Below are 17,405 nucleotides of genomic sequence, written 5' to 3'. Positions count from 1 at the left end.
CTTCGACCATTAATCGTTTTTCCACAATAAGCTAACTCATTTTTAATGTTTTCCTTTGCCGAAAAGGTTAAAATTAGCCATTAGATAGCGGAATGATTTGGCAGAAAAATTATCAAAGATAATCACCGTCAATCCTTCTTTTCTTAATACAAAATACCCTGAAATGAGGATGAAAGCTTCTACAGAAATATAGGCTACTACCGAAGCATAGTATTGCAACACATTGATTAACAACAAGTTGATACCAACACTAACAATACCAGCAATCAGGGTAATGTTCAGAATATACCTATCTAACTTCAAGCTTAACATGGTTTGGGCTTGAAACAAACTCAGACTTGATAAAATCGGGACAATGCACAAGTACTGGAATACACCTATGGAATCAAGGAATTTTTCGCCAAAAATGAAGGATACGATATAGGGAGCTACTAGATAAAGAAAGGCTGTTCCAAGGATAGTAATAAAGAACACCACAGGAATGATGTTTTGTACTAGCTCCAACCCTTTCTGAAGGTTAGCATTCATCTTATTGGCAATCTCTGGAAAGATGGATTGTGAAATAGGATTAATACAAACCGTTACAACGACTGTTATCAGCCTTACTGCAGCGGAATAAATCCCCACACTCCTATCGTCTAACAGAAAACCAATCAAGAAAACATTGGTAGTCGTATAAAGATTAATAACGATGGTAGAAACAAAATAGAAACGTTCTTCTACCAATAAATCGATAATTCTTTGAAGTTTTATAAAGTAAAAAGTAAGGTTATAGCGTTTCATGGCAATGTAAAATGCCCATAGTCCTGCTAGTATTTGCCCTAAGCTTGTAAGAATATTAAACCAGAAAAAAGATTGCGTATCGTGTACAACAAAGAAAATGGCTATAGAAGACGCTAATTTAAAACACAGTGCAATGAGTGCTGCGGTTTGGATTTCTTGGATACCGTGAAAAAACCAAGTTGGAAAAAACACACAACCCAACACAAAACTAAATGAATAAAAATGAAGAGCAAACTCTGAACGAAGGGTAGGAACAGATAATGTACACACCAGAAATATGATGGTACTGATAAAAAATAGGAAAATTTTGGTGGAAATAATCTCATTAAAAGTATCTACTAGCTGTTCAGGATTATCCTTTACGACCGAAATACGTTTGGTTCCTGTTGTATCAAAGCCATAATTAATCAGTAATAAAAAATAATTAATGTATGACTGTGAAAAATTTATTTTACCAGTATAAATAGGGCCTATTGCCCTAAAAACATACGGTATAACAACTAAAGGCAATACAAAACTAACTAATTGAAGGAGTAGTAAACCTCTAATATTCCTTAATACAACATTCATTTTTATAAGTTTGACAATAAAATAGCGGTCATGCGGAGAATTTAACCCTCAAAGGTAAGCAAAACAAGCATAAACACTTACCATATTGCTATAGATTTATCTATGTCAATTCTTCTTAACTGTGTTTTTATTACAAACTTAGCTTAAATATTATAATTAGGGACACGTATAGTTTTTAATATTTTATGAAGATTATTGATTTTAAGCATTAAAACATTTTTTTCCAATGATTTGGAAACAATGCTCTTAGTGTAATTAATGCTTTTTGGAGATGGTTGGAAACAGATTGATTATTAATATTCATCATATTCGCAATATCCGAATGACTGACACCTTGATAAAATTTCAAGAAAAGTACTTCACGCTGACGTTTTGGCAATAACTCTATTGCTTTACGCATGCGTTGCTCGTTTTGTGAATAGCGTTCATATTCGATTAAGCTATTTTCAATGGTTTGCTCATCTGTTAAGTTGTCTTCATCATCAAAATTATCATACAGCACATTCCATTGATTTTTTCGCAATTGTGATATCAGGTTATTGCGGGTAGCACGAATCAAATAAATGGTCATTACATTTATTTCACCTACGATATTGCGTTTCTCCCAGAGATATAAAAAGAGGTCTTGAATTACATCCTTTACCAATTCTCTGTCTTTCGTAATGTTCAGTCCATAGTTAAACAATATTCTATAATGGCTTTCACAAAGCTGTGCATACGCTTCCCTGCTCCCTAGCTTAGCTTGATTCCATAATTCGAGATAAAAATCATTTGATTTTGATAACGTTTCTAGCTGTTTATTTTCCATGACTGCTTAATTGATTAAGCAAATATAATAATAAAAATATTAAATAAAATAATTTTAGGATTTTTTAGCAAAAAAATTATTCTATTTACTCACCCCCCTTCTCTAATCCAACAATTAAAGTAAAAACAATAATGTCAAAAGTGCCTTGGTTGTATTTAAATGGCATAAATACAAAAATATACTTTATAAAAAAACCTCTGCAAGTATTCATCTTACAGAGGCAAAAACAGTATTTTTTAATACGTGATATGAGGTTAAACAATATTATGAGAACTAATTATTATTTAGCTTTCACAAATTTGGTTACGTTAAAACAGTTTTCTACCACAAGCGTATCGTTTTCAATTTTTTGAACCTTCCAGCCATCGCAAGCAATCGCTATACAAAGCACCTCTGGACAAGGTTTAAAATCAGAAAAAGTAATTTTGCTATCTTTGAATGTGTATCTATTGCCAACCCATCCGCAGCAATCTGCACCAGGCTTTCCGTCACTTAAAAAGTTACCATCTGCTGTAAATTCAATGGTTGGTAAAGCAACAAATGTATTAATGGTTGTCCATTTAGCATCTGCCCCTTTATCTTTTTGCATATAAGTAGGATTCCATTTTCCTACTAATTGATTAGCAGAAACTTTGGCTGAACTTTCTTTTCCGGGTGTTACTTCGTCAACTGACTTGCAAGAACTAATCATTAAAAGTAGTCCTAGACTTAATGATAATAATTTCATGTTATTTAAAGTTTAAATTTTAATAAACTGTTTTTATAAAGACGTAGAATTTATTTTTAAGGTTGGAATGATGGTTTTTTATTTTACCCTGACAAGTTTATTTCTTGTAGCACATTGTCTTAGTATCAATGTATCATTGCCCGCTTTGCCATAATCCCAGTCACTACAACGAACACAATACACTTCAGGACATATTGGTTTTAGTTCGGTAAAGGTGATTTTCTTATCCTCAGAAACGGTATATTTATTCCCTGCAAAACAGCAATCACCACCGGGTTTGCCATCTATTAAAAAATTCCCATTACTGGCAAACTGCCAGATAGATGGCGTTACAGCAGCAAAAGTTGGGTTGATATGCCATTCGCCCCAGCTACCATCCTGATTCATGGATTGCGTAATTCCTGTGGTTTGCCATTTCCCAACAATCCCTGTAGGGTCTATTGTTTCTTCGTTTGACTTACAAGAACCCAAAAACAAAAGAAATAAGAAACTAATCGCTAAAATTTTCATGTTATCAATGTTTAGTAATAAACGTATTTATAAGGCTATTCGTTGACTAATATTGTATTTTTTGCCTGTAAAATCATTGTTTCAAAAAACAAATCGCCTTTCTATACAAAGACACAATTATGATTAAATAAGTTGGAATCCTGAAATTTCTTTTCTTGATACCTATTCCTTCCAAAAGCCAGTCATTTTTTGTACTTTTGCAGGAATTTTCCCAGCCTATTAGATAAAAAACATCTCAACAGATAATTTTTAACAACGTAATAAACGAATTATAGTCCATAATGAATTTTAAAGAATATAAAAACCTTGACTATGGTCAGGTTGCAGACGAAATCCTTAAATTTTGGCAAGACGAAAAGATTTTTGAAAAGTCTATCGAAACCCGTGAGGGCAATCCAACTTTCACTTTTTATGAAGGACCTCCTTCGGCAAATGGAACACCAGGTATTCACCACGTGATGGCTCGTGCGATTAAGGATATTTTCTGTCGTTATCAAACTTTAAAAGGCAAACAAGTAAAACGCAAAGGCGGATGGGATACCCACGGTTTGCCTGTGGAATTACAAGTAGAAAAAGAATTAGGCATTACCAAAGACGATATTGGTAATCTTAAATCTCCAAAATATGTTTCGGTTGAGGAGTACAACAAGAAGTGTCGTGAAACGGTCATGAAATTCACTGACCAGTGGAATGATTTGACCGAGAAAATGGGCTATTGGGTAGATTTGGATAATCCATACATTACTTATGAAAACGATTATATCGAGTCGGTTTGGCATTTGTTGAAAACCCTTTATGAAAAAGGTTTACTCTACAAAGGTTATACCATTCAGCCGTATTCGCCAGCAGCAGGAACGGGGCTTTCTTCGCACGAGCTTAACCAGCCGGGTTGTTATCGTGAAGTAAAAGATACTTCACTGACGGCTCAGTTTAAAGTAAAATTGACAGGCAAATCGGGTTTCTTGTTCGACGGTGCCGATAGTAGCAATATTTATATCTTAGCTTGGACGACTACCCCTTGGACTTTACCTGCGAACTCAGCTTTAACGGTGGGTAAAAACATAGAATATTCTTTAATTAAATCTTTTAATCCTTATACTTACGAACCCGTAAATGTAGTGTTGGCGAAAGATTTAGTTGGAAAATATTTCAACGAAAAAGGAAAAGACGGCGACTTCTCGAAATATAACGATGGAGATAAAATCATTCCTTGGAGAGAAGTATTTAGTTTTAAAGGGAATTTCCTAGAAGGCATCGAATACGAACAATTGATGCCTTATGTTCAGCCAGAAAGTGCTGCTTTCAGGGTAATTATTGGTGACTTCGTAACGACAGAAGATGGTACTGGCGTAGTACATACTTCACCAACTTTTGGTGCAGACGACTTTAGAGTGGCGCAACAAAATGGCATTCCTTCTATTTTTGTCAAAGACGAAACGGGTAAAGAAGTACCAATTGTCAATCGCCAAGGTCGTTTTGTAGCCGAAATTACTGATTATGCTAATGAGCCTGTAAAAGAAGCTTATTTATCAGACGAAGAAAAAGAAGAGCAACGCATCAAACAAGGAAGAGATAAATATCTATCTGTTGACGAACGCATTGCTATTCAATTGAAAACGGAGAACAAGGCTTTCAACGTTCAGAAATTTGATCACTCTTATCCACATTGCTGGAGAACCGATAAACCTGTATTATACTATCCATTGGATTCTTGGTTTATCCGCACGACGGCAGTAAAAGATAAAATGATAGCCCTAAACAATACCATCAACTGGAAACCAGAATCTACGGGTACTGGTCGTTTTGGTAATTGGTTAGAAAACTTAGTAGACTGGAATTTATCTCGTTCAAGATATTGGGGAACTCCCCTACCAATCTGGCGTTCGGAAGATGGCGAAGACGTTTGTATCGGTTCTTTAAAAGAACTAGAAAACGGCATAACGCATGCTTTGAAAGATGATGTACTATCAGCAGAACAACGTGCGGCTAACGAGAAGTTTTTAGCCTTATTAAAAGCAGGTACTGAAGACTTACACCGTCCGTTTGTGGATGAAGTATATTTAGTTTCAGCTTCGGGTAAAGTAATGACGCGCGAAACTGACCTTATCGACGTTTGGTTTGATTCTGGAGCAATGCCTTATGCACAATGGCATTATCCGTTCGAGAACAAAGATATTTTTGATGAAGCTTATCCAGCCGATTTTATCTCAGAGGGAGTTGACCAGACACGTGGTTGGTTCTTTACCTTACATGCTATTTCGGCAATGGTCTCTGATTCCGTTGCCTTCAAAAACGTAGTTTCTACGGGCTTAGTATTGGATAAAAACGGCAACAAAATGTCTAAACGTTTAGGCAATGCTGTTGATCCATTTGAAACCCTGAAGAAATATGGTGCAGACCCAACGCGTTGGTACATGATTACGAATGCACAACCTTGGGATAACCTTAAATTTGATTTAGCAGGCATTACCGAAGTACGTAATAAATTCTTTGGAACGCTTACAAATACCTATAATTTCTTTGCGTTGTATGCCAATTTAGATGGCTATACGCCAACGGGGAAACTTGATAAAAGCATTGCAACCGAGCTTGACCAATGGATTTTATCAAAATTACAAACGTTGATAAAAGAAGTAGACGAGGCTTATAATACTTACGAACCAACCAAAGCGGGACGTGCCATCCAAGAGTTTGTGGGTGACCATCTTTCTAACTGGTACGTACGTTTAGGAAGAAGACGCTTCTGGAAAGGCGAGGTGACGTCGGACAAACAGTCGGCTTATGAAACATTAGCGTATTGTTTGAAAACGATTGCTCAGTTGATGTCGCCAATTGCTCCTTTTTACGGTGATTGGCTGTACAAAAACTTAACCGATACTGAAACAAGTACGGACGTATCTGTTCACTTGACGAACTTCCCGAAAGTACAGCACGAATGGATTAATACTGAATTGGAAACTTCGATGGACTTGGCTCAAAGAATTTGTTCTTTGATTCACTCGTTAAGAAAAACTAATCGTATTAAAGTACGTCAGCCATTGTCGAAGATTTTGATTCCGATATTAAGCGAGCAAACGCGTGAGCAAATCCGTCATGTAGACGAATTGATTAAGACAGAGGTAAACATCAAAGCAGTTGAATACTTAAATGATGCGTCGGGCGTATTATCGAAAAAGGTAAAACCCAACTTTAAAGCGTTAGGACCGAAATTCGGTAAAGACATGAAAGCTGTTGCTGCTGTAATCACTTCAATGACTGCTGAAGACTTGAAAGCTTTAGAGGAAAACAAGACGATAAGTCTTGATACTTATACGATTGCCTTAGAAGATGTTGAAATTCAAACAGAAGATTTACCTGGATACTTAACGGCATCAGACGCAGGTATTACGGTGGCATTAGACATCAACATTACGCCTGAGCTGAAACAAGAAGGTATCGCTCGCGATTTTGTGAATCGTATCCAGAACTTACGTAAAGATTCAGGTTTTGAAGTAACCGATAAAATCAGCATTCAATTACTTGATTCAGATGCAGAAGTAACGGCTGGCGTTGTAGCCTTCAAAGACTTTATCAGTCAGGAAGTACAAGCCCTTTCGCTAGAAGTAGTCAACGAATTAGCAGATGGTCAAGATGTTGAATTTGAAGAATTGACTTTGACAGTGAAAGTTACAGTAGTATAGTTCGAGTTTCCAACTCAAAAAATAGAAAGGGAAGTTTTCATTGATGAAGGCTTCCCTTTTATATTGGAGAAGAACTTAACAACCACATTAAATTCTGATAGCCCAAATATTAAACTATCCCCCAAATTTCTTGCAATATCATTGCATTAGCTATCTTTGTATAAAACATCAATAGCATGATAGCCACGCAAAACCTTACCTTCTCGTATTCTTCTGAAAAGAGCTTTGCTTTTCCAGATTTTTCCTGTGCCGACCGCGAAACAATGCTTATTTTGGGTAAGTCGGGTAAAGGCAAAACAACCTTTTTACATTTAATGGCGCTTTTACTAAAACCAACAGGCGGTAAAATCCAAATCAATAACCAAGAAATTAGCGATTTATCAGTCGGGTCAGCGGCAGATTTTAGGGCAAAAAATGTAGGTATTATTTATCAAAAACCTCATTTTGTTCATTCCCTTTCTGTGTTAGAAAATTTAGTGTTGACAAACTATTTAGCAGGGAAATCTCAAGCCAAAGACCTAGCCAAACACCTAGCTGAAAGTTTGGGCTTTGCCGAACATCTTCATAAGAAAACTACTCAATTATCACAGGGAGAACAGCAACGTGTAAGCATCGCCAGAGCCTTGATGAATAAACCTTCTGTTATTTTAGCCGACGAGCCAACATCTAGTTTGGATGATGACAATTGCTTGAAAGTGGTAGATTTGTTGAAAACACAAATTGAGGAAATTGGAGCAAGTTTGGTAGTAGTAACCCATGACCAACGCTTGAAAGATGTGGTTGAAAAACGTATAAATTTATAGCAAATGAACTTACTAAAAATATCTTGGAGTAACCTAAAAGACAAACCCCTTACTAGCTTTTTAAGTATCTTACTGATGGCACTGGGGATTGCTATTATTTCATTATTACTCTTGGCAGGAAAACAATTAGAAGAAAAGTTTACCAGAAATGTGGCTGGAATAGATATGGTGGTTGGTGCAAAGGGCAGTCCACTACAATTGATTTTAGCTAGTATTTATCAGATAGATGCTCCGACAGGGAATATTTCTTTAGACGAAGCTAACCGACTAACTCGCAATCCTTTGGTAAAATCGGCGATTCCGCTATCAATGGGCGATAGTTATCAAGGGTATAGAATAGTAGGCTCTAACGAAAAATATCTTCAACATTTTGAAGCAGCATTTGAATCAGGCAAAGCTTTTTCTGAACCTATGGAAATGGTATTGGGTGCGAAAGTAGCTAAAAATCTGGAATTAAAAGTTGGTGATACTTTTGCTTCGCAACACGGCTATGACAAAGAAGGTGATGTGCATGAAGAAAAGAAATTTAAAGTAGTGGGTGTTCTAAAAAACACTAATTCTGTGCTCGACCAATTAATGGTTACGCCACTTGAGAGTGTTTGGGCAGTTCACGACGAACATCATGAAGAAGAAGCTGGTAAAGGAGCAAATGCCTTAAAATTATTAGAAGAAGATACCCCTCCTACTGACGAAGAACATCATCATCAAGAAGAATCTAAGGAAATTACTTCCATGTTGATAAAATTCAGAAATCCTGCAATGGGCATGATGATGGCTAGAAGTATCAATCAAAATACTACGATGCAAACGGCTTCGCCTGCTATTGAAATCAATAGATTGTTTGCTTTGATGGGCTTTGGAATTGATACGCTTAAAATCATTGCCTTGGTTATCATCATCGTTTCTGGCTTAAGTGTATTTGTATCGCTTTATAATTCGCTCAAAGAGCGAAAATATGAAATGGCGTTGATGCTTTCAATGGGTGCTAGTAGAACCAAACTATTCTTTTTGTTATTACTTGAAGGCTTGATTATCAGCTCAATCGGATTTGTGATTGGCATTGCTTTAAGTAGACTGGGATTGTGGTTAATGTCGAAAAACGTCGAACAAAATTTTCATTATGACTTCAACGTTTTATCTTTGCTAACAGAAGAATTATGGTTGTTCATCGGTGCGTTAGTAATTGGGTTGTTGGCAGCAGCTATTCCTTCATTAGGAATCTATAAAATAGATATTTCAAGAACTTTGGCGGATGAATAATGAAAATTAATTTTACCCGCTGATTTACACAGAAAAAACACGGAGATAGCACAGATAAAGTTTAAAATCAGCGAATATCAGCGATTTAAAATCTCTGAAATCAGCGGGTAAAAAATAAAATATCCCCGCTGATTCACGCGGAAAAAATACGCAGATAATGCAGATTAAAATAAGCCAAAAGTTAATCAGCGAAAATCTGCGGGTAAAAATCTCTAAAATCAGCGGGTAAAAAATTAAAATAAAAAAATCAACAAAAAGCTAAAAGCTCAAGGCTGATAGCATACAACTAAAATGAAAATCAAGACTTTAATCACATTCAGTGCCTTGTTGTTGACTTTGATGTCGGCAACTCCTATGAAAAAACCAGTTGCTCTGCCTTCGGAGAAACTTACTTGGGATATTTTGAAAGATGTGGTATTTAAGAAAAAATGGTATCCGCAAGAATCTATTTTTATGCTATACCCTACTTTTGGACCAGCTGTAAAGAAATTAGAAAACAAGGAGGTTATCATTAAAGGCTATGTAATTCCAGTAGATGCTGCTACTAATATGTATGTGCTTTCTGCATTTCCGTATAGCCAGTGCTTTTTCTGTGGAGGTGCGGGTCCAGAGTCAGTAATGTCATTAAAACCTAAAAAGGGAGCTTCGCATAAATACAAAACTGACGAAATGCATACATTTAAAGGCAAGTTAAAATTGAATGCTGATGATATTTATGAAATGAACTACATTTTAGAAGAAGCCGATTTAGAAGAATAACGTAATCTACTATACAGGAGCCAGAGGAAACCATTTCTCTGGCTTTTTTTATGTCCAAATCGTTAGGTAAAAGTTTTTTATTTTTTATTCAACAAAATAATATTTGGCTTATCAAATCAATCTCAACTTCATTCAATTTCAAATAGCATTTCGCCAGTATTCCAACCGTATTTTAAAAGAGAATAACCAAATATTGTATCAGAGTCTATTATTTTCAAAAATTACATTATCAAAAAATAATTGTAAATTATCAAAAAATAATACTATTTATATTCATCAATAATCTCAAATCATCATCATACTATGGCTGTAAACAATAAGGAATTTCATAAGCAATTGCTTACAGAAATGAATCAACGATTGGATAAAATAAAAGAAGGAGGAGGACTAAAAAATATTCAAAAACAACATGAAAGGGGTAAATTAGTCGCCCGAGAACGCATTAATTATTTAATAGATACCGACACTGAATTTCAGGAAATTGGGGCATTCGTTGGCTACGAAATGTACGAAGAATATGGTGGTTGTCCAGCAGGAGGAACAGTTGGTGGATTAGGCTACATTGCTGGGCAATTGTGCGTAATTGTAGCTAATGACCAAACAGTAAAAGCTGGCGCATATTTCCCCATTACAGGTAAAAAGAATCTTCGCTTTCAGGAAATCGCCATGCAAAATCAATTGCCAATCATTTACTTGGTGGATAGTGCAGGCGTGTTTTTACCCATGCAAGATGAGATTTTTCCAGACAAAGAACATTTTGGAAAAGTATTCTACAACAACTCTGTGATGAGTGCCATGGGAATCACGCAAATATCTGCCGTGCTGGGCAGTTGCGTGGCTGGTGGAGCGTATTTACCTATTATGTCGGATGAAACCTTGATGGTTACAGGGCAAAGCTCTATTTTTTTAGCAGGGCCTTATTTGGTAAAGGCTGCTATTGGTGAAGAAATAGATGCAGAGACTTTGGGAGGAGCCAATACTCATAATGCCATTTCGGGCAATGCCGATTATCAGTTTGATACCGAACAAGAATGTCTTGACCAAATAAAAAGGACTATCGGCAAATTAGGGAAATTTGAAAAGGCTGGTTTTAATAGGTCTACCCCAAAAGTACCTACTAAACATCTGGAAGAAATATTGGATATTCTTCCTGAGCTTAGAACTAAACCTTATGATATGCGTGAAATCATTGAGCGGTTGGTAGATGATTCCGAGTTTGATGAGTTTAAAAAAGATTATGGCAAGACTATCCTATGTGGATATGCTCGTATTGATGGTTGGGCAGTAGGCATTGTGGCTAATCAACGATTAGTCATTAAAAATACCAAAGGTGAGGTACAAATCGGGGGAGTTATTTACAACGATTCAGCAGATAAAGCAGCACGCTTTATCATGAATTGTAATCAAAAGAAAATCCCTTTGGTTTTCTTACAAGATGTTACGGGCTTTATGGTCGGCAGTCGTTCAGAGCATTCGGGTATTATCAAAGACGGAGCCAAAATGGTAAATGCTGTTTCAAATTCTGTTGTCCCAAAAATCACGATTATCATTGGCAATTCTTATGGCGCAGGTAATTACGCTATGTGTGGGAAGGCTTTCGACCCTCGCTTTATTTATGCTTGGCCGAGTGCTAAAATTGCAGTAATGGGTGGCGAACAGGCAGCCCAAACTTTGTTACAAACCCAAGTAGCCTCTATGAAAGCCAAAGGCAAAATCATTACGAAAGAAGAAGAAGACAACATTTTGAAAGGTATCAAAGATAAATATAATACGCAAACTACGCCTTATTATGCTGCTGCCCGATTGTGGGTTGATGAAATTATCGACCCATTGGCTACAAGAAGTATTATTTCAACCAGTATTCTGGCAGCTGACCATTCGCCAATTACGAAGGACTTTAAAATGGGACTTTTACAAGTTTAGATAGCGCGAAAATAGCTATTAAAAACGGCTTTGGTCGCGAACAATGTACTAAGCTCTTGAAAATTATGTTCTTGAAAATGATAAGGTTTAAGCATAAATTGGGTTAAAAAGGGTCAAAATTGACTATTTTTAACATTCTATCAATATTTATTAAAAACTTTTGAAAACATATTTGTCTAAAACTCAAACATTTACTACCTTTGCAGTCCTGTTTCAAAGACACATCTTCGTTTTTCAGTTTGATTGGGTTGTAATTTACTGATAATCAATAGAAAACGATTTTTTATAACCAATTAAGCAAACAAAGCAATGGCTAAGAAAGGCAATAGAATCCAAGTGATTTTGGAATGTACTGAGCAAAAAACTTCAGGCGTTCCAGGGATGTCTCGTTACATCACTAAGAAAAACCGTAAAAACACTACAGCTCGTTTAGAGTTAAAGAAATACAATCCTTTCTTGAAGAAAGTGACTGTTCATAAAGAAATTAAGTAATTCATTTAGTTGTCAATTACAAGTTATCAAGTCTGTGTTATCGTAATTGATGGGTTTGCTCATCAGTTAAGTTACAGTCAGTCGATAACTCAAAACGGATAACAATAACTTATACAAAGAAATGGCAAAGAAAGTAGTTGCAACCCTTAAGAAAGAAGGTGGCGTAAAATACGCAAAAATCGTTAAAGCAGTGAAAAACCCTGCTACTGGTGCTTACACATTCAAAGAAGAAATCGTTCTTCAAGATGAAGTAGCAGCAGCGTTGAAAGGTTAATTCTTTCGACTTTAAAGAAAGTCCCCTATCTAAATAAGGTTAGGGGACTTTTTTTGTTTTATATTTGGGGAACTAGTTGTGCTTATTTAATATTAGTTTAAAGAGAAAAAATTGGGTAATTTCAGCTAATGATATTTAACATCCAACGCTTGACTACTACAAACCAAAACGATAACTGAAAACTGATAACCAAACATGGGCTTATTTGATTTTTTTAAGAAAAAAGAAACCTTAAATACCGAAGAAAAAGAAACACTTGACAAAGGATTAGAAAAAACCAAAGAAGGTCTTTTTTCTAAATTAAGTAGAGCAGTAGTCGGCAAGTCGAAAGTCGATGAGGAGGTATTAGATGAATTAGAAGAAATTTTAATCTCTTCGGATGTGGGCGTTGATACAACCCTGAAAATTATTCGTAGAATTGAAGAACGTGTAGCCAGAGATAAATTTGTAACAACGACTGAGCTCGATAGCCTTCTGAGAGAAGAAATTGCTGAGCTATTGGCACAGAATAAGTCGGAGGATGTGTCCGAGGCCTTTAAAAGCAATATCAAGCCTTATGTAATTATGGTGGTGGGCGTAAATGGAGTTGGTAAAACAACGACTATTGGTAAGTTGGCTTCACAATTCCACAAGGCGGGCAACAAAGTAATATTAGGCGCTGGAGATACCTTTAGAGCTGCCGCTGTCGACCAGCTTAAATTATGGGGACAAAGAGTAGGTGTAACCGTAATAGACCACGGTATGAATAGCGACCCAGCCTCTGTAGCCTACGACACCGTAAAGCAGGCTGTAGAACAAAATGCTGACGTGGTAATCATTGATACAGCAGGACGCTTACACAATAAAGTAAACTTGATGAACGAGCTTTCTAAAATCAAGCGTGTGATGCAGAAGTTTTTGCCTGATGCTCCCCACGAAATTTTATTAGTACTTGATGGCTCGACAGGACAAAATGCCTTTATTCAGGCACAAGAGTTTACTAAAACAACTGATGTAACGGCTTTGGCTATTACTAAATTGGATGGAACAGCCAAAGGTGGCGTAGTTATCGGAATTTCTGACCAGTTTAAAATTCCTGTGAAATACATTGGCGTTGGTGAAAAGATAGAAGATTTGCAGGTTTTCAATAAAAAGGAGTTTGTTGATTCATTATTCAAAAGAAAATAATCTTTGACATGATCAAAGTTAAAATCTTCATACTTATTCTTGGGTGCCTTTCGATGATTGGTGCTTTTGGACAGAAGACCAAGAAAAAATTGAAAAGGAAAAATACGCTTCCTGCTTCTGTACAAAAGGCTACTATCAATCCCGACGCTCCTACTGGCACCAAACCAATCACCAATGAATCTGCTTTGGTTCAGCAAGGAATCTGTGGCACTATTTTCTGGAAATCTGGAAATATGATGCCTTCGCCTGATAGACCTACTCCTAAAGCAAAACCTGTTCAACGAGAATTAGTAGTGTATGATTTGACGAATACGGCTGAAACTACTCGTGAAAATGGGTTCTATCAAACCATTGCTACAAAATTTATTAAAAGTGTAAAGTCTGATGAAGAAGGGAAGTTTTGTGTTGATTTAGAAGAAGGACGTTACTCTTTATTTATTCGTGAAGGAAATAAAGGTTTGTATTCAAATTTGTTTGATGGAGATGGGAATATTTTTCCCATTAAAGTAAGTAAAGACAAAATATCTATCACTGTTTTTACAATTGACTATCAAGCTTCATATTAAAACATAATGATGCCGAATCTTCTCATGAAATAGTGAGGTTTAAAAGACTTCAGAGATTTTTTGGATTTATACTTGTCCTTACTTTTTGCCTTGATGCAAAAAGTAACAAAAAAATCAAGAATTCCTAAACTCGCTTCGCTCAAACAGTAGGAATTCATTGTACATCAATCATAAAAAAGCGGTCGAAAAACTAATTTCGACCGCTTTTTTATTACTTTAAAATTCGAGGTAGCTATTTTATTAACACAACTCAAATTCTACTTTCCTTTTTCTTTTACCCAAGTATCCTTCAAGCCTACTGTTCTGTTGAATACCAAATGTTCGGCCGTTGAATCTGTATCTAAACAGAAATAGCCCTTACGCATAAATTGGTAGTTCGTTCCCACTTGGGCTTCTTTCAAGCTTGGTTCTACAAAAACTTCTGGAATAACCGTCAGAGAATCTGGATTGATAAACTTCTTGAAGTCGTCTCCTACTTGTGAAGCATCTTCCAAAATCAATAGTCTATCGTATATACGTACTTCTGCTTTGCTAGCATGCTGTACAGATACCCAGTGAATAGTACCTTTTACATGAAGCCCCGAAGTATCAGCACCTGAACGACTTTCTGGAATATAACTGCAATGTAGTTCGGTAATATTGCCAAATTCGTCTTTTACAAAATCATCGCACTGGATAATATAAGCACCTTTCAATCGAACCATCAAGCCAGGACCTAAACGGAAGAATTTCTTCATCGGCACTTCCATAAAGTCATCTTGTTCGATATAAATCTCACGGCTAAATGGAACAATCCTACTTCCAGCATTTTCATCCTCAGGATTATTTTCTACGTGCAGTTCCTCTACTTGTCCTTCAGGATAATTGGTAATTACTACCTTCAATGGATCTAAAACAGCCATTACTCTGGTAGCAAGTTTGTTCAAATCTTCTCTCACACAGTAATCTAACACGCCTACATCAATCAAATTATCTCTTTTGGCTACACCGATTTTTTCGCAAAAATTACGAATTGATGTTGGTGTAAAACCACGACGACGCAATGCCGAAATAGTTGGCATACGTGGGTCGTCCCAACCATTTACAATACCTTCATTTACTAATTGTAACAATTTTCGTTTACTCATTACTGTATGAGTAAGGTTCAATCTTGCAAATTCGTATTGATGTGAAGGATAAATGCCTAGCTTTTCAATAAACCATTCGTATAAAGGACGGTGAACATCAAATTCTAAAGTACAAACTGAATGGGTAATTTCTTCGATAGAATCTGACTGACCATGTGCAAAATCGTACATTGGATAAATACACCAAGCATCACCCGTACGGTGATGTGGAGCATGCTTGATACGATACATCAGCGGGTCGCGCATGTGCATATTCGGATGAGCCATATCGATTTTAGCTCTTAGCACTTTAGCTCCATCTTCAAACTCGCCAGCACGCATTCTACTGAATAAATCTAAGTTTTCTTCTATGCTACGGTAACGGTATGGGCTATCTTCACCTGCGAAATTAGGATTTCCTTTTTGGGACGCAATTTGCTCAGATGTTTGGTCGTCTACATAAGCAAAGCCTTTTTTGATAAGCTCTACAGCAAAATTATATAAGGTTTCAAAATAATCAGAAGCATACAATTCTTCTCCTGCCCAATCAAACCCAAGCCAACGAACATCTGCTTTGATAGAATCTACGTATTCAGTCTCTTCCTTTTCAGGGTTTGTATCATCAAAACGAAGGTTAGTTTGTCCGCCATATTTAGCAGCCAAGCCAAAATTCAAGCATATTGATTTAGCATGCCCAATGTGTAGATACCCATTAGGCTCAGGTGGAAAACGAGTCAAAACACGTCCTCCGTGTTTGCCCGCTTGTAAATCTTCTTCTACAATTTGTTCAAGGAAATTAAGTGATTTTTTTTCTTCTTCTGCCATAAGCTTAATCGTTATCAATTTGTTGGTTCTCGCATATTAGCACTTGTTTTGCTAATTAACAAAATCGTGACAAGACTATCTTACGAAATTACGGATTTTTTAGGGAATGAATCAGGGTTTTTACAGCAAATCAGCTTTTAAAAACTTTTTTTAGCTGAGAAGTTTATAAAGTACGCCGTAGCACGAGTTTTCAACTCGTAGCCTTTACGGTTACAAAGTTTCAGATAATAATTTAAAATCTTGATGAATGTAGCATAAACTAGTACAAGAAAGAGCGACAAAATATCTTTTAAAAAGCCCTATTGACCATCCAATTTTTAACGATTCGCTACAAACAAAAGATTCTTTCCACAAAATTTCTAAACGAAAGTAAGCATTTATACAAAATAAGATTCTGTTTTGCACTTTTCTATTTTTAGCATATAAATTCTGTTTTCACAGAATTTTATGAATAGATAGGTATATAATTACCGAATAATAAAAATATTATTCTAAAAAATAGCTTTTTTGTAGAATTTCTTACAAAAATCACAAAAAAGCTATTAGATTTGCAATAGATTTCCTATCGCACTAAAAATAACCCATATTAAACAATCGTGTAATTCTGAAAAACCATTGAAATTATCAATGGCGTTTTTCGCTTTCATCAATTCTAAACTCCGAAGAAATGAGTATTAAACTAGATCAAATAGACCATAAAGTATTAGAAATTTTACAACAAAATGCCAAAATTACTAATGCACAATTATCAAAAGAAATAGGACTATCACCTGCCCCAACACTGGAACGTGTTAAGAAATTAGAAACTGCTGGAATAATTGAAAGCTATCATGCACAATTAAACCGCGAGAAAGTGGGTTTAGGAGTTACTACTTTTGTGACTGTTACTTTGATAGGACATAAAAAACAAGTTACTGAATCTTTCGTTTCACAAATAAACTCGATACCAGAAGTCATTGAATGTCACCACGTTACAGGTTCTGGAGATTTTTTGTTGAAAATAATTGCTAAAGACATTGCTTCATACCAGAAATTGATGCTTGAGAAAATCAATGAGATTGAAGAAGTAGCAGGAACACAAACGATGGTCATTCTTTCTACTTTCAAAGAAAGTAAGGTATTGCCTATCCCTTGAACTTTATTTAGATAGAT

General features: G+C 35.9%; 15 protein-coding genes. 10 read left to right on the top strand and 5 right to left on the bottom strand.

Features of this window, described 5'->3' with window-relative positions; all coding sequences use genetic code 11:
• Nucleotides 1–42: 42 nt before the first annotated feature.
• The 4 genes from AC1RNE_RS13240 to AC1RNE_RS13225 form a co-directional block, all read right to left on the bottom strand.
• Nucleotides 43–1,353 (bottom strand): oligosaccharide flippase family protein, encoded by a 1,311-nt coding sequence (locus AC1RNE_RS13240; protein WP_492801408.1) that lies wholly within the window; start codon nucleotides 1,351–1,353, stop codon nucleotides 43–45.
• 208 nt (nucleotides 1,354–1,561) lie between these two features.
• On the bottom strand, nucleotides 1,562–2,161 hold the full coding sequence (locus AC1RNE_RS13235) for an RNA polymerase sigma factor (RefSeq protein ID WP_492801407.1): 600 nt from the start codon (nucleotides 2,159–2,161) through the stop codon (nucleotides 1,562–1,564).
• A 280-nt stretch (nucleotides 2,162–2,441) separates the two neighbouring features.
• A complete protein-coding gene (locus tag AC1RNE_RS13230) occupies nucleotides 2,442–2,888 on the bottom strand; it encodes a hypothetical protein (RefSeq protein ID WP_492801406.1) in 447 nt (148 codons plus the stop codon).
• A gap of 78 nt (nucleotides 2,889–2,966) precedes the next feature.
• Nucleotides 2,967–3,398 (bottom strand): hypothetical protein, encoded by a 432-nt coding sequence (locus tag AC1RNE_RS13225; protein ID WP_492801405.1) that lies wholly within the window; start codon nucleotides 3,396–3,398, stop codon nucleotides 2,967–2,969.
• A gap of 281 nt (nucleotides 3,399–3,679) precedes the next feature.
• Between AC1RNE_RS13225 and ileS the strand changes: the two genes are divergently transcribed.
• The 9 genes from ileS to AC1RNE_RS13180 all read left to right on the top strand — a co-directional run bounded on the left by ileS (nucleotide 3,680) and on the right by AC1RNE_RS13180 (nucleotide 14,322).
• Nucleotides 3,680–7,078 (top strand): isoleucine--tRNA ligase, encoded by a 3,399-nt coding sequence (ileS, locus tag AC1RNE_RS13220; RefSeq protein WP_492801404.1) that lies wholly within the window; start codon nucleotides 3,680–3,682, stop codon nucleotides 7,076–7,078.
• Between the two features lie 176 nt (nucleotides 7,079–7,254).
• Entirely contained in the window at nucleotides 7,255–7,881 is a 627-nt protein-coding gene (locus AC1RNE_RS13215) for an ABC transporter ATP-binding protein (protein ID WP_323247203.1), read from the top strand.
• Nucleotides 7,882–7,884: 3 nt separating this feature from the next.
• Complete coding sequence (locus tag AC1RNE_RS13210) at nucleotides 7,885–9,141, top strand: ABC transporter permease (protein ID WP_492801403.1); 1,257 nt, start codon at nucleotides 7,885–7,887, stop codon at nucleotides 9,139–9,141.
• Nucleotides 9,142–9,432: 291 nt separating this feature from the next.
• Nucleotides 9,433–9,900 (top strand): DUF3299 domain-containing protein, encoded by a 468-nt coding sequence (locus tag AC1RNE_RS13205; protein WP_407654643.1) that lies wholly within the window; start codon nucleotides 9,433–9,435, stop codon nucleotides 9,898–9,900.
• 303 nt (nucleotides 9,901–10,203) lie between these two features.
• Nucleotides 10,204–11,823 (top strand): acyl-CoA carboxylase subunit beta, encoded by a 1,620-nt coding sequence (locus AC1RNE_RS13200; RefSeq protein WP_492801402.1) that lies wholly within the window; start codon nucleotides 10,204–10,206, stop codon nucleotides 11,821–11,823.
• A gap of 309 nt (nucleotides 11,824–12,132) precedes the next feature.
• A complete protein-coding gene (rpmG, locus tag AC1RNE_RS13195; protein ID WP_109742450.1) occupies nucleotides 12,133–12,315 on the top strand; it encodes a 50S ribosomal protein L33 in 183 nt (60 codons plus the stop codon).
• Between the two features lie 121 nt (nucleotides 12,316–12,436).
• Nucleotides 12,437–12,589 (top strand): DUF4295 domain-containing protein, encoded by a 153-nt coding sequence (locus tag AC1RNE_RS13190; protein WP_309924211.1) that lies wholly within the window; start codon nucleotides 12,437–12,439, stop codon nucleotides 12,587–12,589.
• A gap of 195 nt (nucleotides 12,590–12,784) precedes the next feature.
• Nucleotides 12,785–13,756, top strand: a complete 972-nt coding sequence (gene ftsY / locus AC1RNE_RS13185; RefSeq protein WP_323247207.1) for a signal recognition particle-docking protein FtsY — start codon at nucleotides 12,785–12,787, stop codon at nucleotides 13,754–13,756.
• Nucleotides 13,757–13,764: 8 nt separating this feature from the next.
• Nucleotides 13,765–14,322 (top strand): carboxypeptidase regulatory-like domain-containing protein, encoded by a 558-nt coding sequence (locus AC1RNE_RS13180; protein WP_492801401.1) that lies wholly within the window; start codon nucleotides 13,765–13,767, stop codon nucleotides 14,320–14,322.
• Between the two features lie 257 nt (nucleotides 14,323–14,579).
• Here the strand turns inward: AC1RNE_RS13180 and AC1RNE_RS13175 are convergent, their stop codons facing one another.
• The gene (locus AC1RNE_RS13175) at nucleotides 14,580–16,253 is read right to left on the bottom strand and encodes a glutamine--tRNA ligase/YqeY domain fusion protein (RefSeq protein ID WP_492801400.1); all 1,674 of its coding nucleotides are present in this window, start codon (nucleotides 16,251–16,253) and stop codon (nucleotides 14,580–14,582) included.
• A 667-nt stretch (nucleotides 16,254–16,920) separates the two neighbouring features.
• Here AC1RNE_RS13175 and AC1RNE_RS13170 point away from each other — a divergent pair.
• The gene (locus AC1RNE_RS13170; protein ID WP_309924199.1) at nucleotides 16,921–17,388 is read left to right on the top strand and encodes an Lrp/AsnC family transcriptional regulator; all 468 of its coding nucleotides are present in this window, start codon (nucleotides 16,921–16,923) and stop codon (nucleotides 17,386–17,388) included.
• The last annotated feature ends 17 nt before the right edge of the window (nucleotides 17,389–17,405 follow it).

This window comes from Arcicella sp. GW822-FHT02H01 (assembly GCF_058802005.1).
This window is presented reverse-complemented; position numbering and strand designations above follow the sequence as displayed.